Annotated in this window: 22 protein-coding genes and 1 pseudogene; 20 read left to right on the forward strand and 3 right to left on the reverse strand. The window is 58.3% G+C overall.

Annotation, left to right across the window (positions count from 1 at the left end; all coding sequences use genetic code 11):
- Positions 1-289: 289 nt before the first annotated feature.
- The 14 genes from AC1RQC_RS15630 to AC1RQC_RS15695 all read left to right on the forward strand — a co-directional run bounded on the left by AC1RQC_RS15630 (position 290) and on the right by AC1RQC_RS15695 (position 10,105).
- Positions 290-532 (forward strand): YrhB domain-containing protein, encoded by a 243-nt coding sequence (locus AC1RQC_RS15630; RefSeq protein ID WP_492807467.1) that lies wholly within the window; start codon positions 290-292, stop codon positions 530-532.
- A gap of 91 nt (positions 533-623) precedes the next feature.
- Positions 624-1,076 (forward strand): hypothetical protein, encoded by a 453-nt coding sequence (locus tag AC1RQC_RS15635; RefSeq protein ID WP_492807034.1) that lies wholly within the window; start codon positions 624-626, stop codon positions 1,074-1,076.
- Between the two features lie 453 nt (positions 1,077-1,529).
- Positions 1,530-1,820: an immunity protein CdiI family protein gene (locus AC1RQC_RS15640; protein ID WP_492807036.1), complete on the forward strand. Its 291-nt coding sequence runs from the start codon at positions 1,530-1,532 to the stop codon at positions 1,818-1,820.
- A gap of 182 nt (positions 1,821-2,002) precedes the next feature.
- Positions 2,003-2,347 carry a hypothetical protein gene (locus tag AC1RQC_RS15645; protein WP_492807038.1) on the forward strand — a complete coding sequence of 115 codons (345 nt, stop codon included), beginning with the start codon at positions 2,003-2,005 and terminating at the stop codon, positions 2,345-2,347.
- A 242-nt stretch (positions 2,348-2,589) separates the two neighbouring features.
- On the forward strand, positions 2,590-3,009 hold the full coding sequence (locus tag AC1RQC_RS15650) for a hypothetical protein (protein WP_492807039.1): 420 nt from the start codon (positions 2,590-2,592) through the stop codon (positions 3,007-3,009).
- Between the two features lie 221 nt (positions 3,010-3,230).
- The gene (locus AC1RQC_RS15655; RefSeq protein ID WP_492807041.1) at positions 3,231-3,458 is read left to right on the forward strand and encodes a hypothetical protein; all 228 of its coding nucleotides are present in this window, start codon (positions 3,231-3,233) and stop codon (positions 3,456-3,458) included.
- Between the two features lie 30 nt (positions 3,459-3,488).
- On the forward strand, positions 3,489-3,632 hold the full coding sequence (locus tag AC1RQC_RS15660) for a hypothetical protein (RefSeq protein WP_492807043.1): 144 nt from the start codon (positions 3,489-3,491) through the stop codon (positions 3,630-3,632).
- 181 nt (positions 3,633-3,813) lie between these two features.
- Positions 3,814-4,161 carry a DUF596 domain-containing protein gene (locus tag AC1RQC_RS15665; protein WP_492807045.1) on the forward strand — a complete coding sequence of 116 codons (348 nt, stop codon included), beginning with the start codon at positions 3,814-3,816 and terminating at the stop codon, positions 4,159-4,161.
- Positions 4,162-4,285: 124 nt separating this feature from the next.
- Positions 4,286-4,855, forward strand: a complete 570-nt coding sequence (locus AC1RQC_RS15670) for a hypothetical protein (protein ID WP_492883899.1) — start codon at positions 4,286-4,288, stop codon at positions 4,853-4,855.
- A 139-nt stretch (positions 4,856-4,994) separates the two neighbouring features.
- On the forward strand, positions 4,995-5,507 hold the full coding sequence (locus AC1RQC_RS15675; protein ID WP_492883901.1) for a hypothetical protein: 513 nt from the start codon (positions 4,995-4,997) through the stop codon (positions 5,505-5,507).
- A gap of 71 nt (positions 5,508-5,578) precedes the next feature.
- Positions 5,579-7,351 carry a ShlB/FhaC/HecB family hemolysin secretion/activation protein gene (locus AC1RQC_RS15680; RefSeq protein WP_492883903.1) on the forward strand — a complete coding sequence of 591 codons (1,773 nt, stop codon included), beginning with the start codon at positions 5,579-5,581 and terminating at the stop codon, positions 7,349-7,351.
- Between the two features lie 229 nt (positions 7,352-7,580).
- On the forward strand, positions 7,581-8,984 hold the full coding sequence (locus AC1RQC_RS15685; protein ID WP_492883904.1) for a HEAT repeat domain-containing protein: 1,404 nt from the start codon (positions 7,581-7,583) through the stop codon (positions 8,982-8,984).
- Positions 8,985-9,037: 53 nt separating this feature from the next.
- On the forward strand, positions 9,038-9,346 hold the full coding sequence (locus tag AC1RQC_RS15690) for a hypothetical protein (protein ID WP_492829499.1): 309 nt from the start codon (positions 9,038-9,040) through the stop codon (positions 9,344-9,346).
- Between the two features lie 12 nt (positions 9,347-9,358).
- Entirely contained in the window at positions 9,359-10,105 is a 747-nt protein-coding gene (locus AC1RQC_RS15695) for an immunity protein Imm33 domain-containing protein (protein ID WP_492829500.1), read from the forward strand.
- Positions 10,106-10,530: 425 nt separating this feature from the next.
- Here AC1RQC_RS15695 and AC1RQC_RS15700 read toward each other — a convergent pair whose 3' ends face one another.
- Entirely contained in the window at positions 10,531-10,710 is a 180-nt protein-coding gene (locus AC1RQC_RS15700; RefSeq protein ID WP_416052260.1) for a hypothetical protein, read from the reverse strand.
- 274 nt (positions 10,711-10,984) lie between these two features.
- Positions 10,985-11,461, reverse strand: coding sequence for a GNAT family N-acetyltransferase (locus tag AC1RQC_RS15705; protein ID WP_492807055.1), 477 nt, complete (start codon positions 11,459-11,461; stop codon positions 10,985-10,987).
- Positions 11,462-11,648: 187 nt separating this feature from the next.
- On the opposite strand from AC1RQC_RS15705, the pseudogene AC1RQC_RS15710 reads away from it, so the two are divergent.
- Both AC1RQC_RS15710 and AC1RQC_RS15715 read left to right on the forward strand, forming a co-directional pair.
- A pseudogene (locus AC1RQC_RS15710) lies at positions 11,649-11,954 on the forward strand (transposase); the annotation flags it as partial.
- 27 nt (positions 11,955-11,981) lie between these two features.
- Positions 11,982-12,410 (forward strand): NUDIX hydrolase, encoded by a 429-nt coding sequence (locus AC1RQC_RS15715; RefSeq protein ID WP_492807469.1) that lies wholly within the window; start codon positions 11,982-11,984, stop codon positions 12,408-12,410.
- A gap of 865 nt (positions 12,411-13,275) precedes the next feature.
- Here AC1RQC_RS15715 and AC1RQC_RS15720 read toward each other — a convergent pair.
- Positions 13,276-14,172 (reverse strand): LysR family transcriptional regulator, encoded by an 897-nt coding sequence (locus AC1RQC_RS15720; RefSeq protein ID WP_492883906.1) that lies wholly within the window; start codon positions 14,170-14,172, stop codon positions 13,276-13,278.
- 167 nt (positions 14,173-14,339) lie between these two features.
- On the opposite strand from AC1RQC_RS15720, the gene AC1RQC_RS15725 reads away from it, so the two are divergent.
- The 4 genes from AC1RQC_RS15725 (at position 14,340) to AC1RQC_RS15740 (ending at position 17,978) form a co-directional block, all read left to right on the forward strand.
- Positions 14,340-14,828 (forward strand): CidA/LrgA family protein, encoded by a 489-nt coding sequence (locus AC1RQC_RS15725; RefSeq protein ID WP_492883907.1) that lies wholly within the window; start codon positions 14,340-14,342, stop codon positions 14,826-14,828.
- Positions 14,821-15,513, forward strand: coding sequence for an LrgB family protein (locus AC1RQC_RS15730; protein WP_477132310.1), 693 nt, complete (start codon positions 14,821-14,823; stop codon positions 15,511-15,513). The genes AC1RQC_RS15725 and AC1RQC_RS15730 overlap by 8 nt, the downstream gene beginning before the upstream one ends.
- Positions 15,514-15,821: 308 nt before the next feature.
- Positions 15,822-16,979: an MFS transporter gene (locus tag AC1RQC_RS15735; RefSeq protein ID WP_416052268.1), complete on the forward strand. Its 1,158-nt coding sequence runs from the start codon at positions 15,822-15,824 to the stop codon at positions 16,977-16,979.
- Positions 16,980-17,063: 84 nt separating this feature from the next.
- Positions 17,064-17,978, forward strand: coding sequence for a glutaminase (locus AC1RQC_RS15740; RefSeq protein WP_492883909.1), 915 nt, complete (start codon positions 17,064-17,066; stop codon positions 17,976-17,978).
- The last annotated feature ends 84 nt before the right edge of the window (positions 17,979-18,062 follow it).

Below are 18,062 nucleotides of genomic sequence, written 5' to 3' on the forward strand. Positions count from 1 at the left end.
AAAAAATGGTAGCTATCGAGGGTGCTAAATGGACAGCGCTGTTTGCGAGGGGATCTATTAATCTCAGGTATTTTGTCCACGCAATGCAAAGAAAAGAGTTGCTTGATTTTATTGGGGAATCGGTTCCAGCGGGCAAGATAAAAAAGGTGAAATGAAAGCGGAGTTAGATGGATGTATACAGCCAAAAATATCCCGGGATCCATGCCTTCAAAAACACTTGCTCAGTTATTCCAAGAGTCCCAAGGTCAGCCAGAGCATCCGGTTTGGTGTAATCAACGGGGCAGTGAAAATGGATATTGCGGAAGCTAGGAAGATTGCCGAGAAGTACTTGCAAGAGAGTTTGAGTCCTCCCAAGTGCGATCAATATGTAATCGTCGATGCGGGCATTAGGGAGGCCGATGGGAGATGGCATTTCCCGTATCAAACGCGCCGGTTCGTCGAAACCGGTGATATTGATCATTCTGTTGTCGGAAACTGGCCTATATTCGTAAGCAAGGATGGTAGTTGTCATGGAGGAAGGCGCCCTGCATAGTCTTACGCGTGCATCAGCTCGTTCATGCGCCTCCATGCTAGAAGATGACCAGCGCTTCTATAGAAGCTAGAGGACATGGATACTAGAAACTATGCATCCAAAAACGCTCGCCAAGTTGTTTCAAGAGTCAAAGGCACAGCCAGTAATTCTGGGTGATATGCTTGTGGTACCAATTTATCGGATCCCTCTCGCGGCGGGGAAGTGGCATGTCCGTGTAGAGCGAATATCAGCAAAAAATAGTCCAGTTCAAGGACTTAGGTTAAAGGTTGATCTTGGTCATATCACCGTCGCTGGCCAGAAACAGAAAGACATCGTTCTATGGGAAGACACTAGTCCAGATGTTGTTGATATGGAGATTTCATGTGCATTGGAAACTGTTTTTAAGGCTTGGAATGTGTGGCGAGTTGACGGGATTATGCAGGCTTGGATTGGTAATTCTGGAATGATTGTTGAGAACGATATAGATAGAATTAAATTGCTCTGCAGCGATGGAACATCAGCCCCAGAATTCGATAATTTAATTGTGACGATTGCAATGAATTAGCGCTTAATTTTATATCTTTGTTAGGGTTGCAAGGAGAAACTCATGACCGGTGATATTAATTATTCCATTTTTGGAAACTGGATCATATTCGTAAGCAAGGATGGTAGTTGTGACGGAGGAAGGCGCCCAGCATAGTCTTACGTGTGCATCAGTTCGTGCACGCGCCTTCATGCTAGAACATGACCAGCGCTTCTATACAAGCTGTTGTCCCTCGACCGCGCGTGGGCACTGGGTTGTCGGAGAGCGACCGCAACGCAGTGCTTGCAACTGCCGGTTGTAAACGGTCGGCCATCCCCGCAGTGGCGGTTGCATTGCCTCCTGAGCCGCCTCCAGCCTCCGTCGGCCACCCCTACCACCTGCAGCAGACCATCAAGGTCAAACTGGAATTAGGTGGGCAGTTTCAAGTCCCAAGTGCAACACCCGCGTCAGCGCGAATCCAAAGGGAAGTGTGAAATGAAAAATTTGAAGCTCATGGCTGACTATCAATGCCATCCTCTATGGGACATGTCGCCTGGTATGTACGGTGATATTGATCCAAACACTTTGCCAATCTCTACAGAACTTCGGCAGAAAATAGCGGATTGGGCTCGGTTCTTCGATGAAGCTATCGATATAGAGGATCCAGTGAATTCCGGATTCAATAGTGATGAAATAAAGGCGGAATTCAAAGTGCAAGGTATTAAACTTGCAAAACAATTACAACAGGAGCTCGGGTCTGAATTCGTTGTTTCTTTCACGGTATGAATCGTTAATCTACGCTGGTTCAGAATGGGTTTTTTATCTCAATAAGATACGAATTATGGGTAGAAGTGGATTCTATTATGCTGATGCAGCCGCCCTCACGGTGAAGAGAGAATAATGCTCTCTTCACCGTGCCGAAAGATAATATTCGAAATATCATCGTATTTGATGTCAGGCAGAATCAAATGAAACTCATCGGAAGTGTGACGGAGAATAAAATTAGAGGAGATTTGATTGCGGGCCGAAATTCAATTTTTATTGAAGGATGGTGTCCGCTTTTGTTGGGAGCTATACGGGACATTTTTCCGTCTATAGAAAATGCGGTGGTTCTTAATTCTATACCTGATCAAGGCGAAGATATTTATGAATTACTTGTGTCGGAAGATATGGTGGTAACGCTAGAAATTCCCAAGGATGGATCACCATATTCATATGAAACTAGTTCGCGACAAGAATATTCGAGTCGCCACAAGTCGAGGATGAGTCAGATTAAGATGGCCGTAGCCATAGATTTGATAAGGAATCCGTAACCCGTCGGTTCTTCGCAGCGGGAAGCGAGTGGGAGTCGTTGGTCGGCTGCTAGCGGCGAGGTAGTTGAGTTATTTTTGTACAGAAATTCCGATGGAGTTGTTGGGCATTGTGTTTTGGTTTTCGATGAGGCTGATAGCGGAATTCGGCTCTAGTGCGAAGAGTTCTGTTTAAAGGGGTCGCCGATTCGGTGGTGAGCGTAATTTATTTCAATGCGTTGCCACTACCTTGGGAGAGATCGATAATGAGATCAATTAATAATTGCTGGGGCGATATTGATACATTTAATTGTCAGTATGGTGCTCGCATTTTCGATGGTTCCGCGCTGAAGATTTATGTTAGCCATTGGCTGGCTGTTAGATCTGAGATGGTCCATTTATTTTCGCGCAGAAATGTCGATGGATTTGTTGGGCACTGTGTTCTGGTTTTCGATGAGGTGAGAACTTTCACCTTTGAAGTGAGGCAGATTTCTGAAAAAGATGGTGAGACGGTCTGGCTTGATCCTGTCGTTTATGGTTATAAAGGGGAGGGTAAAGATCGTTTCGAGAAGTTCTTGTTTGAAGGAAGTCTAAAAGGATTTAAATCATCCGTTAGAGTGGATGTAGAGGCAAGGAGGTTTCGCCTTGAGATACTAGAAAGAGATGAGCCGGCTCGGGAGGGGTGAGGGAAATTTCGTTTTTGTATTATAAGAATGAAGGGGTGAACGGTCGATCGTACGCGTATGGAGAGGTTGCGCCGAATGTGATGGATTGACTCTCATGTTCAATTTATTGGAAATACGTGCCGAAGTCCAACTGAGATCCGAAACTGCTTCGAGAGTTGGATTCTCCCGGGTGGGCGTAAATATACCAGGGCGGCGCACAGCGAGTCATCGGGAATTCGTTGATGTACACATTCCTACTAATCATCGATTCCTCAAGTCGGCCTGATTGTGTCGGCGACTTAATAAAGAATATTGGTCTGATGCGACGAGAATATGGTGAGCGATATATCGTCGAGGAGCCGGGTGGTATGCGGGATGGTTGGATCGCTATTCAACCTGTTGATATCGAGATGGGCTGCTATAGCAAAGACGAAATTGACCGGTTGAAGGAGCGAGTTTCAGATCCTTGATTTATTTTGGTTGAGGGGCGTGACGGTGGAATGGAATTTTCTACCAAATTCGTTCTGGGTCTAAGTGATCCTGAAACTGTGCTGCTGGATAATGACCATGGGATCATCGAGGATGCAAAGAAGATTAAAGAACGGATTTTATCCGGTTTGGAATGGCTGAATGCATCGAGCTGATGTGAGTTATGCAATTCAACGGCCAGTGCGTGCTGCTATCGAAACGGGAAATTCTCGGATCTAAGACTAGGTTCTCGAATGATAGCTTCCGCGATGATCTGCTTATGGTTCGGAGGAAGTACTTGAACCAGTAGCGTAGCCGAGGGGGTGGTGTGGTTTTGAGGAAGGATTGATATTTCCCATGTTCGAAGATGAGCGCCTGCAGGAAATTGCCGATCTTACAGAAGGGATGGCGCTCGATGCCGTATGGTTATGCGTGCAGCAGGATTATGGGGATTTCGACGTCGCAAGAGAAGCATTCTTGTGGCTATTGGAAAGGTTTTTAGAAAACGGAATAATTAAGATGGGAAAGAGGGAGCTGGTTTCGGAGGATGACGAAAAGAAAATAATTAGGAGATTTCTGGAGTCTTTCCCTACGAGTGAGGCAGAATTGGAAAATAATACCGGACTTGCGATATGGTTCTTCTCAGAAGATTGCCCAGGAGGAGCCATCTGGATAGATGACGTAGGTAACGAAATCTGGACGTAGACGAGGTATGTACCGTTCGTCGCACGCAATTTCGAGATGCCGGCGCGTTGGTCATTGCGTATGCCGATCGAAATCGGACTTTGGAACATAGAGCCACATTAACTTTAACTTTCTATAAAAAATCATGAAGCATCTATTTTTAATCGGCTTTTGCCTTTCCACTACCACCGCCTTCGCAGCCAGCCCAGTCCTCCTGGAAACCCCAGTTACCTACGCCCCCGGTGCCAGCGTAGTCGACCAGGTCAAGTCCGAGTGCCAGATCGAGAACATGCTGACCACCCGCGTCGGCGATGTGCTGCGCAAGCGGAACAAGACCGGCGACGGCACGGTAGCCTCCACGGGCGATGCCAACGGTGCACAGGTGCTCCGGCTGCAGATCACCCACATCCTGGGTGTTGGCGGCGGTGCCTGGACTGGCCCTAAAGCTATCACTGTGACTGCCGATCTACTTGAAGACGGCAAGGTGATCCGCAATACCAAGATCAACCGGTGGTCGGTGGGTGGGATGTGGGGTGGCTTCAAGGGAACGTGCTCCATCCTTGACCGTACCGCCGTTGCCATCGGGAAGGATCTGGGGCGTTGGGTTGCCGATCCGTCCTATGTGATTAAGGAGGAGGCGCCGCCTAAGGAGGCTGCCGAGCCGGCGGCGGAAGCCGCGCCGGCTTCTGCGGTTGCTCCGGCTAGCGTGGAGTAGCGCTCCGCGGTTGTTGTCTTGTCGGGCTGGGGTTGCGGGTGTTGTGCGTAACGCAGAGTGCACGCCCTCTTGGCCGGACGTCGTATCCGGGGGTGCATTTCCCGGCGTTGTCATCAAGCCAATATAAAGAAGTCGCTATATGGGTCAATTCTCTCGTCTCGCCGTGCTCGTACTGCCAGCCCTGCTGGCCGGCTGCACATCGGTTTCCACGCTCGCGCCGCCGCTCGGCCCCGACGATCCGTCTGCCGAGCTTTACGGAACCGGCGGCTTCAGCATGACCATTCCGCAAGTGAACCAGAAGGGATGCTATCAGGGCGATGCCATCCTGAACACGCAGTCCGCTGCGCCAGGCATCCGCGTGCGTGCCGCGCGTCCGCTGGTGATTGCGATTGACGGTGCATCGGGCATTCATCGCTGCCGCGATATGGTCCGGTTCAAGCCGGAGGCGGGGCACAAGTACGTCGCGCATGGCCGGCCGGGGCCGGATGAGGAGTCGGCGAAGGTTTCCATCTGGAAGCAGGCGGTGAGCGCGAACAAGCCTTACTGCCATATCGCGGTGTTCGATGAGACGGACGAGACGGATGTCAAGCCGGTGCAGATCAAGCGGGTCGAGCCGCGCCAGCGGGGTTTTACCTGCATCGGTTTCGATTAATGGCGTGAGCGGTTAGCCGCGCGCGGGCGCCAAACATGCCGTGACGCTTGGTCACGCAAATACAAGCTTTCATGCAGATCAGAAGACGAATGATTGCCGCCATGCTTTCGGTAGCGGGTGGTGCGGGTTACACCAGCACGTCATTGCGTGCCCAGGTGCCTCCCGCCAATCCGGGTCAGGCCGCCATCCTCTCCGGCGCGGAACAGGAGCAGCGCGTGCGCCAGCAGCAGGAAGCCCGCGAACGCGCCCAGGCGGTCCAGGCGCCGGGCGTGCGGGCAGCGCAGCCGTCGGCAGAGGGGTTTCCCGCGTTGCCGGTTGAGCAGCCGTGCTTTCGCATCGAGCGCTTTGTGCTTGAAGTCCCGGCGGAGCTGCCGCCCGCGCTGCATGCGCGCGGCGCGTCTGCCTTGCCGCAGGATCCGTTCGCCTTTGCCCGTGCGTGGCTGGATCACTACCAGGGGGCTTGCATCGGCAAGCAGGGCGTGGACATGCTGGCCAAGGGCGTGCAGCACGTCATCCTTGGCCAGGGCTATGTGACCACGCGCGTGTTGCTGCCCGAGCAGGATCTGAGCTCCGGTACGCTGCGCATGGCGTTGATCCCCGGCGTGATCGGGCAATTGCGCTTTGCCGAGGCGGATCTCCGGGGCACGTGGAAGAGCGCGTTTCCCGCGCGCCCCGGCGATCTGCTGAACCTGCGGGACCTGGAGCAAGGCCTGGAGCAGATGAAGCGCGTGACCAGCCAGGATGTGGACATGCAGGTTGTGCCCACCAGCGTGCCGGGCCAGAGCGACGTGGTGATCGCGGTCAAGCGGACCAAGCCGTGGACGGTGGTGGCGTCGATGGACAACTCGGGCACGCGCTCCACCGGCAAGCTGCAGGGCAACCTGAGCGTGGGCATTGACAACCCGCTGGGCCTGAACGACCTGTTCAACGTGGGCTACAGCCAGGACTTGGCCTTTGGCGACCGGCGCCACGGCACGCATGGCTGGAACGGCTTCTACTCGGTGCCGTGGGGTTACTGGACGGGCACGGTGTCGGCGTATTCCAGCACCTATTACCAGCAGATTGCCGGCGTCAACCAGACCTTTGTCTCCAGCGGCAATTCGCAGACGGTGGATTTCAAGCTGCAGCGGGTGCTCAGCCGCAGCCAGAACGATGTGCTTGGCCTGCAGTTCCGGCTGTCCAAGCGCTTTGGCAAGAGCTTTATCGAGGATACGGAGATCGAGCAGCAGCGGCGCAACAACACGGTGGTGGAGGTGGGCATCACCGATCGCCACTACTTCGGCGCCGCCCAGTTCGACGGCAGCCTGGCCTACCGCCAGGGCGTGGCCGGCCTTGGCGCGCAGCCCGATACGCTGGCCCAGCTGGGCGGCCCCACCTGGCGTTACCGCATGGCCGTGCTGGATGCGAACCTGTCGGTGCCGTTCAAGCTGGCGGAGCAGTCGCTGCGCTATGTCACCACGATCCGCGGGCAGTTCACCAATGACCGGCTGTTCTATATCGACGCGCTGACCATCGGCAGCCGGTACACGGTGCGCGGCTTCGATGGCGAAAGCCTGCTGGCGGGGGAGCGCGGTTTCTACTGGCGCAATGAGCTACAGGCGCCGCTGGGCGGGAGCGGGCAGGCGCTGTACGCGGGGCTGGATTATGGTCGCGTGTTTGGGCCGTCGACCGAAGGGCTGGTGGGTACGCAGTTGGCGGGCGCGGTGATTGGGCTGAGAGGCGGGCTGGGGTCGAAGCTGGGGGCGGTGTCGTATGACTTGTTCTTGGGTATGCCGGTTTATAAGCCGGCGGCGTTTCATACGGCGGGTGTGACGGCGGGGTTGCAGTTGGTGTTTCAGTATTGATGGCTCGATCGGCAAAGACACCGGTTCAATCTCGGATTGGAACTAGCAAGCTACAGAAACTTGTCCGGAATAACTCCGATTATTTTGATGAACGTTCGTTTTCTTGTTCTGGCATTTTTGATGCTGGTCTCGTCCGCAGGCACCGCAGGGGAATCTACAGGGCCTCTTCCTTGCAGAAAACCGAGTTGTGAGGCAGGGAATTTGTCAACAAACCTACGATTGAACGGAAATGAGTCTGATCCCAAAGATCTTCTGCCTACGGCCTCCTGCGGATGCACCGCACGAGACAATCTACTTCCCCAAGAGCAATCCGGTTCCTCTTCGGGCCGCGCTCGCGCGGATCGCGGCCACGGATGATCGCGAACTGCTGGCGGAGGCGATCTGCCACTATTCCGGCTACGTAAGGGAGGCAGGCATTGCCCGGTGCGTGGAAATCGGCGACCCGCGATTCCTTGCGCCCATCGCAGACCGCCTGAACGACTGGGTGCCCCAGGTTCGCAAGGTCGCCGGCGATGGGCTGCTCACGCTGCTTGCGACGACGCCGGCCGAACTCTTCGTGCCGCTGCTACCGAAGCTCCGGAGCCTGACCCAGGCAATGCGCACCGATCATGGCCCCTGGCTTGCCAAATTCGAACAGCAGCTTGTCCAGGCAGGCGGCAGCGCAGCTATCTCCGGCGCACTGTCCAGCACGGATATGAGGCTGCGCCGCGCCGCATTTGCCGTTTGCCTCGATCATGGGCTCCAGTCTATCGTCGACCTTGTTAGGATTGGCTTGGCATCCGGCGATATTGTTCTTGCCCGTCAGGCAGCAAATCTGATCGACAAGGTTCCGCATGCGGAGCAGCAGCGTTGCATTGAACTGGCAATGACATCTACCTTTGGGCCTGTGCGCCGCGCCGCCCTGCGGTCCATCCTTGAGCAAGACGACCCCGCTGCCATGGACTTCGCTAAGCGCGCGCTCCTTGATCCCCAGGGCAGCCTGCGCTGTAGCACGGCGCGGTGGCTGATGCAGCGCGGCTTTGATGCCTTGCGTCACTGCGTCGACACCCTGGATTCGGGACGCCTGAGACCCGGGCAAATCAGAGCGGTGTTGTCTCTACTCGGGGAACTGCAAGGCAAAGAGGCGTTGCCAGTCATTGGGCAGCACACACGATCGGCGCACGTGGAGGTGCGCGCGCAGGCCCTGATTCTCATGGCGAAGCTCGCGCCGTCCACCAAAGACGATATCGCCGCTCGCGCCATGCAAGACCCATCTCGCCGGGTTCGCAGGACTGCCGCTCTTCTGTGCGTAAGGCATGGTGCCTTTGTCTCGCTCGCCCAGCTACGGGGCATGCTCGAGCAATACGGGGATCACATCACGGCGCTGAGGATCGCCAAGCGAGAGAAATGGGACTATCTGGTTTGCATCGCCTTTGTGGGGCAGCTATGCGAGCCGGATGAACGAACTCGTGAGGATCTGGCTTCGGCTATTGACATATGGCTTGCTACGGAAGGGAGTAGCTGGACGCGGCCGAGTCCCGCGCATATGGAAGTGTTGGCGCAGCCGGGCATGATGACGTTGCTGTGCAATCTCGCGAACCGCTCGCAGGCATTGCTTGTCCGGCGCCTGCTTGAAGTGGGCGTCTCGGCTTGACAAGGTCGCTGCGTCCAAGAACAAATATAGTGCACATCGAGCATTGACTATCCATGGCGTTTATCCACATCATCTACGCGGGCACGAGAATACTTCTGTCGAGAAAGCCCTACTTGTCATGGCGTGAGATCCAGGAGGAATTCTGCGACTATTCGGCGTCACTCGGTCCGTGGTCGGCAATCGAGGTCACGGAATTTTTGAGTGACGAGTATCAGATGCTGATGCCATCAGCCGCGACTCAGGTTTCGGCGTTCATCGATTCCGATGCCGTGATCAAGGAGGTCTCGTTTGCCGGCGAATCCGGCCAGGAAGGGCCTTTCGGCTGCGGCCCCTCAGTATCTGTCGGGTCACCAGTCACCTGAAAAGAGGCAATCATGCGTCTTCGCTTACCGTTCTCGTCGTTCGGCTCAAAGGTACCTCAGGAGCAACCAAACGGCGCTGCGGTCTACGCGACTACAGCTTGCAAGCGGTTCAATCATCCGGAATTTCAGGTTCGGGTCTCAAACAGCGTGGTTCCGACGGAAGACCTCAATTGGTTCCTAAGATTTCTCGAACAGCGGGTTGCCGACGGCGAGAGATTCCGAGGCGGTGAGAGCCTGCAAGTCGGATGGATGCTCACGATGCTCGAAGAGGGGCCGGCCGGATATCTACGGGTGATGGAGCCCGATATGAAGGTTGTCCCCGTGAAGTTCACTGACGCGATTGACAGCACGCTGATGTACCTACGCCATCAGAAAGATATGGTTCAAAGCCTCTCGCCCCAGGTGGATCCTGACTTTCCTTCGCTGCGCCAGAGCGCTGTCGTGCACGTGAACTACAAGACTGCAAGCCGAATACTGCTGACGCGCGGACCCGTCCAGGACACGGACTCTGACTGGTGGCTCACAGACTTGGATGACAACGCTGGCTCACAGGACCCGACACGCTTCTTCAAAACCTCGCTCTATCAACTCGGTGTTGACCGGCCAGATTTGGTCAAGTTCTTCGCGGTGCCATCGGGTTTCCAAGTTGCCGTAGACAACACATTCATCGGGGTACTCGGACCAGATGGAGAATTGAAGCAAATACCTGGCTCATACCTTAGCGAGTTGAATCGGCACCGGCAGCAGCGCTCGAATTGAGCCCGGATTGACTTGGGCTTTGCGTAGAGAGTAGCTCGAGCGGATGGCCGTCGTTGGTGGCAGATTCAACCCGTCGATGCAACAGCTTGATAGAATCGTTCAGCCGGTGTATCGAAGTTTAGTGTCTTGCACGGGCGTTCATTCAGTCGCCTTGCTATCGCCTTCGCTTCGTCCGCGCAAAGGCCGAGTTGCTCCTCCTCATCAATCTGTGACGTCGAGATGGCGAGATTGGGCTTGCATCCATCTCAAAGGACTCCATGCTTGTCGGATCGGCATCTAACCCAACAATGGGCGCGGACAGGGATCAGGTCGGTACGCTAGTGTGCATTTGCATGGGTTTCTTGTGCAAGCCCAGGGAGGAAGGTGTCGATGGGACAGTGCAAGGGCCTGCCGTGCCAGGCACGAGGCGATCGCACCGGGCCGCGTCACTTTGCTGGATGCTTGGCTGAGGTATTTGCGTTCGCCTCAAGCGCACCGAGCCGAAGGCTCATCACTTGCGCATGCAGCTTGATGGCCTTGACTATCGATTGAACGTCTTCATTCTCGCTCTTGGATGCGATATCGTCGAACTCTGCCCACAGCTTCTTCTCAGCATCTGTCGTCATGGCTACTCCTGATGGCAATGGCAAACACCAGCGTTGGCAGAATCGGCGATGCAACTTCTCTGCCGGCTGATGGGCCGGGGGGCCGAGAAGGTATCTTACGAGCCGCTGTAGCGGGAGTCTGTGCGATGCCGTACGCTGGGGAGGGGGCGCCGCATAAGGCTTCATTGAAAAAACCAAGACTCTCCTGAAATCTGGAGGGAAGACGGGTCTCAGGTCACCACCGTCATCTTCTGGCTATGATCAATGTGTCCTGAGGCGAAGGATATCGGGACGGTCATGCGAGTGCGGTGTCAAATCCAAGGCGTCTGTACAACCTTTCAGCACCGGTTGGGTTATCACACTCGACTTTCAAGCACACGCGTTTCACCCCTCGTTCTCTAAACGTCACCAGCAGGTGGCGTAGCAGGGCTTCCCCAAGTCCTTGCTGACGCCGATCGATATCAACGACGAGGTCTTTGATGAAACCGCTGCTCCAGCACTGGGCGAACGCAACCATTCGCCCACAGTTATCTAGCACTGGAAAGACTAGAGCAGGATCGTATTCTGCATCGGCGAGAAGCGTGTCCAGCCACGGTCGAAATTCTGAAATTTGACCGCCACCCATGGCGTAGGAGGATTGCATCAAATCATGGGCATCTTCAGCCAATGACAGTGTGAATTCGACCAAACGCGCATTTCCTGGCCAATCAGGCTGGTACGCGCCCTCATCTTCAGTCTGTCTGCAGAGGTGGAGATATGGCTTCGCACTCATCTAGAACTTCCTTGTTGTCGGAAGGGTAATTTCACGCATTCGGTTTGCCATAGACCGTCAATTCTGAAGCGAAATCGGCTCGGTTAACGGGTAGTTCCCAAAACAGATTATCACAACACACCGGTCTTCATGATACGTTCCGTTTGGTGGCCGTTCTGGGAGCTACCCGTTAACCGAGCCTTGGTGACAGATGGAAGGCGTGGTGCCGTGGTCGCGCCTGATTGCGGCGGTCGAGCCGTACTACCCCAACGGCAAACGTGGGCGGCCGCCGATCGGACTGGAGCGAATGCTGCGCATTTACTTCCTTTAGCAGTGGTATGGTCTATCGGACGAGGCGCTGGAAGACGCTCTGTACGACAGCATGGCGATGCGCGCGTTCGCCGGGATCAACCTAGCAGTCGAAGCGGTGCCGGACGCGACTACGCTGTTGAAGCTTCGCCGCATGCTCGTCGCGCTTGAACTGACGCGAAGGCTGTTCGACGAGATCGGCATTTCCCAAGGAATCCATCGAAGGAGCCACATGATCGCAACAAAAGCGTGCCCGATTGTTTTGCGCAGTCGTCACGGTATCGTACATATCCTCGCATTCAAGCATCCTGCCGCAGGCTACCAGTTGGTAAAGGGCACCATTGAGCAGGGTGAGTCTTCGCCGGAGGCGGCAATTCGTGAGCTCTGTGAAGAGTCAGGTATTTGCGACGCTCACGTGGTCTCCGATCTTGGTCTTTGGAGCGCTTCCTATCAGGAACAGATCTGGTCTTTCCAGCTGTGCGAGTCGGGGGCGGAATTGCCTGACGAGTGGACCTTCGAGACTAGCGACGACGGCGGCCACACGTTTGCATTTTATTGGCACCCGCTGCAGCGGGACTTGCCCGAACAATGCCACCCTCTCTTTCAATCGGCTTTACGCGAGGTTCGTGCGCGAATCGGAGCGCTAACGAGGTCAGCTTGAGCGGTCCGCCGAAACAACCCCGTACTCGCGCTGAAGGAGCTGAAAGGCGCTGAAGGAATGCACTGGCTGTGGACAGATTACGCCGAGCTTTGCGATTCGCGACTCGACCAAATTTCCATGCCAAAGTTGGCCATGTTGATTGAGGACGGTAGCCGAACTGCATGGCTCTACCCGGGAACGGCCGTTCGGCGAGGGGGTGGGGGAGTGCATGCGGGCCGCTAGTGCAGTAGGCCTATGTAATAGGCCACCCACAAGAGCAGGGCCACTACGATCGCAAGGACAGCGCCGCGCCAGACCGTGCGTGCACTTGGAAGATCACTCCCGCCAGAAGCCAGAGTCACGACCAGGAAGATGAGAATGCCGACGACCTTCAAACCTTTGACAAGCGCGCTGCATACTGTGTCAGCCATTCCACGCCAACTGGTGGCCCGATAGGGGCGCACTACCGGACGCCGAAATTCCGGTCGCTTGTCGAATATCACGGGTTGAGACTCTGCTTTGGTTGCCAGGCTGCATCTTACCAATTCCGGATAAGGCAGCTCCGATGGCGGCAGGCTTCATCGCTTTGCCCAGAACTGGCGTAGTTGGTCGAGATCCGGTCTTGGCCCACCGGCCTTGCGCTTCCGAGTGCTGCCAATTTCGATCAGCCGCCACATGAGCGGTCGAAGTCCGGGCCGGCAGAATGGCACCTACGCCATTATCACTTTGCTGAAATCGGACGCGATCCCATCAAGGCGTCAATAGAGGGGGCCTTCAGCGCAAGGTACTCGGCGATACCGCCGCGGTTGCTTGCTTCGATCTCGAATTTCAATTCCTGATCCTTTGTGCGCCATCGGCCAAGAGCTGCTAGTCCCAACGCAACCGCTCATATCGCATCCTTTCGCCCCGCCCCAAACGCCTCCTCACAACAAACCAGCCAGGCGCGTGCCGCCCGCGACAAATACCCCTCCCGCCAGACCAGCCCCAGTTCCCACACCAGCTCAGGTGCAACCAGGGGCCGGATCGCTACCCGCTCGGGGTCTAGCTGCCCGGCAATTGGCGCAGGCAGGATGGCGACGCCTACATCGGCCGCGACCAGTTCGCCGATAAAGTCCCAATGCCGGCTCTGCCCGGCAATCTGCGGTGCAAAGCCGGCGGCTTCGCAGGCGTCCAGGATGACGCGATACAGCACGAAGTCGTCCTCGTACATGACGAAGGGCAGGGTGGCGAGGTCGGTTAGCCGGACCGCGCCGGCACGGCGTGGTGCGCGCTCGGCGGGAAATACGGCGACCAGTGCCTGGCGGGTCACGGTGAGGCTGGCCAGGCCGGCTACGGCGGCGGGCAGCACCGTGACGCCGAGGTCGAGCTGGCCCGTGGCTACGCCTTCTTCTAGTGCGCGGCCGCCTTGCTCGCTTAGCCGCAGCTTTACGCCGGGGTACTGGCGGCGATAGGCGCCGATCACCGGGGCGAGGTAGCGGCCGGCCATGGGCGGGATGCCTACCTTGAGCTCGCCGCGCGCCATGCCGTCTACCTCGGCGACTTCCTGGCGCAGGCGTGCCACTTCGGCCAGCACGGCCTGACTGCGGGCGAAAACGACCTCGCCGGCGTCGGTGAGCTGTACCGTGCGGCCTTCGCGCAGCAGCAGCGGGCCGCCGAGTTCGTCTTCCAGGCTCTTGACCATCTTGCTGATGGTCGGCTGGGTCACATGCAGGGTTTCGGCGGCGCGGGTGAAGCCGTTCTGGCGGACGACTTCCACGAAATAGCGCAGGGCGCGGATATCCATGGGGCTCCTCGGATGTGGCGTGCGTGGGTGATCACGGCTTGCCATTCCAATATGGCATCGAATCAATAATTTATATTCATTTTATATATCGAAGTGCGCTTCGTACACTAGCGTCACTGCCACGTCTTGCGTGGCGCCATAGCTTGAATGTTCCGATGCCACGCGCTGTGACTGTCACTTCATCCACTTCATCCACTTCTACCTCCACCTCCGCGACCTTGCCGCAGCCGCCCGGTGCCCGCCTGCGCACTGGCGCCATCGCGCTGGGCCAGGTGGTGGCGCTGTCGGCCCTGTGGCTGCTGGCGGACTGGTTGCGCGGGCGGCTGGGGTTGCCATTGCCGGCTGGTTTGCTTGGGCTCCTGGCCTTGGCCGCGCTGCTGTTCAGCGGGGCGGTGCGCGGTGGCTGGGTGCGTCGCGGGGCGGACTGGCTGCTGGGCGAGATGTTGTTGTTCTTTATCCCGGCGGTGCTGGCGGTGGTGCAGTATCCGGAACTGGTCCGGCATCAGGGCTGGCGGATCTGCGCGGTGATTGCCTTGAGCACGCTCGCGGTGATGGTGGTGACGGCGCTGGTGGTGGAGCAGGTGGTCCGCCTCGAACGCAGGCTGGCGCGCCGCGCGCGCCGTGCCACATACAACCGGCAGCAGCACCATGCATGACTCCATGCTGGCGGCGCTGAGCCTGGTGGCTACGGTTGCCTTCTATTACATCAACAAGCGCCTCTATGCGCGCCGTGCGCGGCTGTGGCTGATGCCGCTGCTGGCCACGCCGGTGGTGCTGATCGCGCTGGTGCTGGCCGCGCATGTGCCGTATCGCGACTACATCGCCGACACGCGCTGGCTGATGTGGCTGCTTGGCCCGGCCACCATCGCCTTCGCGCTGCCGATCTACGATCACCGTGCGCTGGTGCGCCAGCATTGGTTATCGATATCGGTTGGCGTGCTGGCGGCGGTGGTGACGTCGGTGCTCAGCTCGGTCTGGCTGGCACGTGGCTTTGGCTTGCCGGTGATGCTGCAAAAGGGGCTGGCGGTGCGCTCGGTGACCACGCCGTTTGCCGTGGATGCGGTGCGCGCGCTGGGCGGGCCACCGGATCTTGCCGCGATCTTTGTGGTCATGACCGGGCTGACGGGCATGGCGATTGGCGAGACCGTGCTGGCCTGCCTGCCCTCGGTGCGCAGCCGGCTGGCGCAAGGCGCAATCTTCGGCGCCGCAGCGCATGGTGCCGGCACGGCCAAGGCGAGGCAGCTGGGCGAAGTGCAGGGTGTCGTGGCATCGCTGGTGATGATGATCGCGGGGCTGGTCAGCGTGCTGGCCGCGCCGCTGATCCGCAGCGTGTTTTTCTGAGCGGGCTTGCGTAGTACTGCGCAATGGCTGCGGGCGATTGGGCGCAGACCCTGAGTAGTACTGCGTAGCCTATGGCCTTGCGACCGCTCCGGGTGCAGGGTTTTTCGCGCGCCCGCCAACGCGCCGCGCGAAATTGGCGCAAAATGCGGCACTTGCGCGATCGTGCCGGCGCGCCGACATGCGCCGCTCATCCGCACGTGGCTTGCCGTTCTTCCCGCCACGGCGCGCGCGGCGCCCCTCTGCGCCGATTGTGCGCACCGCACGCGCAAGCTCCACCGATCTCTCTCTCGTTTTTCAATAACAACATCATGCGATTACCGCTTCTCGCGCTGGCTGCCGCGGCCTTTGGCATTGGCACCACCGAATTCGTCATCATGGGGCTGTTGCCCGACGTGGCCGCCGATCTTGGCGTTTCCGCGCCGGCTGCCGGCATGCTGGTCTCGGGCTATGCCATCGGCGTGGCCGTGGGCGCGCCCATTCTGGCCATTCTCACCAACAAGTGGCCGCGCAAGACCGCGCTGGTGGGGCTGATGGGCTTGTTCATCCTTGGCAATGCGCTGTGCGCGCTGGCGCCCAACTATGCATTGCTGATGGCTGCGCGCGTGGTCACGGCGTTCTGCCACGCGGCGTTCTTCGGCATTGGCGCGGTGGTGGCCGCGGAGCTGGTCCCGCGTGAGAAGCGCGCGCAGGCGGTGGCATTGATGTTTACCGGGTTGACGGTAGCCAACGTGCTGGGCGTGCCGTTTGGCACTGCATTTGGGCATGCGTTGGGCTGGCGCTCCACGTTCTGGGCCGTCACCGTGATCGGCGTGGCCGCTGCGGCGGCGTTGGTGGCCTGGTTGCCCAAGGCTATCCCGATGCAGGCCGGCAGCATCCTGCGCGAGTTCCGTTCCATCGGCGCGGCGCAGGTACAACTGGCGCTGCTGATCAGCACGCTGGCATCGGTCAGCATGTTCACCGTGTTCACCTACATCGCCTACATCCTGCGTGACGTCACGGGCTTCACCGCGCAGCAGGAGAGCATGGTGCTGCTGTTGTTCGGGGCTGGCATCACCGTGGGCGGCCTGGCCGGCGGCAAGCTGGCCGACTGGAAGCTGATGCCCGCGCTGGCCAGCCTGCTGGCCGCGGTGGCGGTGGTGCAGCTGGTGTTCTCGTGGACCAGCCATTTTCCGGTGCCGACGCTCTTCACGCTGTTTGTGTGGGGCATGGTCAGCTTTGCCGTGGTGCCCGCCACGCAGGTGCGCGTGCTGGACAAGGCCAAGGGCGCGCCCAACCTGGCCTCCACGCTGAACCAGGGCGCGTTCAACCTGGGCAACGCCACCGGCGCGTGGCTGGGCGGGCTGATGATCAGCGCCGGCCTGCCGCTGACCCAGCTGCCGTGGCTGGGTGCGGCGGTGGCCGCGCTGGCGCTGCTGGCAGTGGGGGTGTCGGCGTCGCTGGACCGGGGTGGGCCGGTGCCAGCTTAGTACTAGCCGCGCCATGGCGCGCAGAGTGCCGGCGGGGCCCGTCGGGCTGTAGGATGTTGCCAGCAACGTTTCTTCGGGCCTGGCATGGACTACGCACACATCCTCCAACGCATCCACCGCGACATCGCGCCCTTGCTCACCCAGGGCCGCGTAGCGGACTACATCCCCGAGCTCGGCAAGGTACCCGCTACCCATTTCGGCATGGCGCTGGTGTTTGCCGATGGCCGCAGCCATTGCGTGGGCGACGCCGCGGTGCCGTTCTCCATCCAGAGCATCTCCAAGCTGTTTGCCTGCACGCTAGCGTTCCAGTTGCTGGGCGAGGATCTATGGCAGCGGGTCGGGCGCGAGCCTTCCGGCAATGCCTTCAACTCGCTGGTGCAACTGGAGTACGAGCAAGGCAAGCCGCGCAATCCGTTTATCAATGCGGGCGCGCTGGCGGTGACCGACGTGCTGTGCAGCCGTTTTGTCCAGGCGGAGACCGCCATGGTGCAGTTCCTGCGCCGGCTCAGCGGCAACCCGGCCATCGACTACGACCCGCGCGTGGCGCAGTCCGAGCGCGAGCATGCGGACCGCAATCGCGCCATGGCGTATTTCATGAAGGACTTTGGCCGCCTTGAGATGCCGGTGGACAAGGTCATCGACGCCTATTGCCGCCAATGCGCCATCACCATGAGCTGCGAGGACCTGGCGCGCGCGGCGCTGTTCCTGGCGCATGGCGGGGTGGTGCCATGGAGCGGCGAGCGCGTGCTGGACACCAGCCCCACCAAGCGCCTGTCGGCCCTGATGCTGACCTGCGGCACCTATGACGCTGCGGGGGATTTTGTCTATCGGGTGGGCTTGCCGGCCAAGAGCGGCGTGGGCGGCGGCATTGTGGCGGTGCTGCCCGGCAGGTGGGCCGTGTGCGTCTGGTCACCAGGGCTGGACCACAGCGGCAATTCGCTGGCCGGGGTGCAGGCCCTGGAGTGGCTGACCACGTTGAGCGGGCATTCAATTTTCTGAATAGGGAGGAAATGTGCGGCAAGCGCCATAAATGCAATTATTCTTGCACTACGGACGCACGATGGCCGGAGTATTTGCCTTATT

Source organism: Cupriavidus sp. GW822-FHT03E04 (assembly GCF_058801495.1).

Bases quoted from the DNA above. Each gene is read 5' to 3' on its own strand.
- AC1RQC_RS15695 (WP_492829500.1), top strand. From the start codon at position 9,359: ATGCGTCTTCGCTTACCGTTCTCGTCGTTCGGCTCAAAGGTACCTCAG.
- AC1RQC_RS15660 (WP_492807043.1), top strand. From the start codon at position 3,489: ATGGAATTTTCTACCAAATTCGTTCTGGGTCTAAGTGATCCTGAAACT.
- AC1RQC_RS15635 (WP_492807034.1), top strand. From the start codon at position 624: ATGCATCCAAAAACGCTCGCCAAGTTGTTTCAAGAGTCAAAGGCACAG.
- AC1RQC_RS15730 (WP_477132310.1), top strand. From the start codon at position 14,821: ATGCATGACTCCATGCTGGCGGCGCTGAGCCTGGTGGCTACGGTTGCC.
- AC1RQC_RS15680 (WP_492883903.1), top strand. From the start codon at position 5,579: ATGCAGATCAGAAGACGAATGATTGCCGCCATGCTTTCGGTAGCGGGT.
- AC1RQC_RS15670 (WP_492883899.1), top strand. From the start codon at position 4,286: ATGAAGCATCTATTTTTAATCGGCTTTTGCCTTTCCACTACCACCGCC.
- AC1RQC_RS15655 (WP_492807041.1), top strand. From the start codon at position 3,231: ATGTACACATTCCTACTAATCATCGATTCCTCAAGTCGGCCTGATTGT.
- AC1RQC_RS15715 (WP_492807469.1), top strand. From the start codon at position 11,982: ATGATCGCAACAAAAGCGTGCCCGATTGTTTTGCGCAGTCGTCACGGT.
- AC1RQC_RS15685 (WP_492883904.1), top strand. From the start codon at position 7,581: ATGAGTCTGATCCCAAAGATCTTCTGCCTACGGCCTCCTGCGGATGCA.
- AC1RQC_RS15645 (WP_492807038.1), top strand. From the start codon at position 2,003: ATGAAACTCATCGGAAGTGTGACGGAGAATAAAATTAGAGGAGATTTG.
- AC1RQC_RS15735 (WP_416052268.1), top strand. From the start codon at position 15,822: ATGCGATTACCGCTTCTCGCGCTGGCTGCCGCGGCCTTTGGCATTGGC.
- AC1RQC_RS15690 (WP_492829499.1), top strand. From the start codon at position 9,038: ATGGCGTTTATCCACATCATCTACGCGGGCACGAGAATACTTCTGTCG.
- AC1RQC_RS15650 (WP_492807039.1), top strand. From the start codon at position 2,590: ATGAGATCAATTAATAATTGCTGGGGCGATATTGATACATTTAATTGT.
- AC1RQC_RS15705 (WP_492807055.1), bottom strand. From the start codon at position 11,461: ATGAGTGCGAAGCCATATCTCCACCTCTGCAGACAGACTGAAGATGAG.
- AC1RQC_RS15740 (WP_492883909.1), top strand. From the start codon at position 17,064: ATGGACTACGCACACATCCTCCAACGCATCCACCGCGACATCGCGCCC.
- AC1RQC_RS15675 (WP_492883901.1), top strand. From the start codon at position 4,995: ATGGGTCAATTCTCTCGTCTCGCCGTGCTCGTACTGCCAGCCCTGCTG.
- AC1RQC_RS15700 (WP_416052260.1), bottom strand. From the start codon at position 10,710: ATGACGACAGATGCTGAGAAGAAGCTGTGGGCAGAGTTCGACGATATC.
- AC1RQC_RS15720 (WP_492883906.1), bottom strand. From the start codon at position 14,172: ATGGATATCCGCGCCCTGCGCTATTTCGTGGAAGTCGTCCGCCAGAAC.
- AC1RQC_RS15640 (WP_492807036.1), top strand. From the start codon at position 1,530: ATGAAAAATTTGAAGCTCATGGCTGACTATCAATGCCATCCTCTATGG.
- AC1RQC_RS15630 (WP_492807467.1), top strand. From the start codon at position 290: ATGGATATTGCGGAAGCTAGGAAGATTGCCGAGAAGTACTTGCAAGAG.
- AC1RQC_RS15665 (WP_492807045.1), top strand. From the start codon at position 3,814: ATGTTCGAAGATGAGCGCCTGCAGGAAATTGCCGATCTTACAGAAGGG.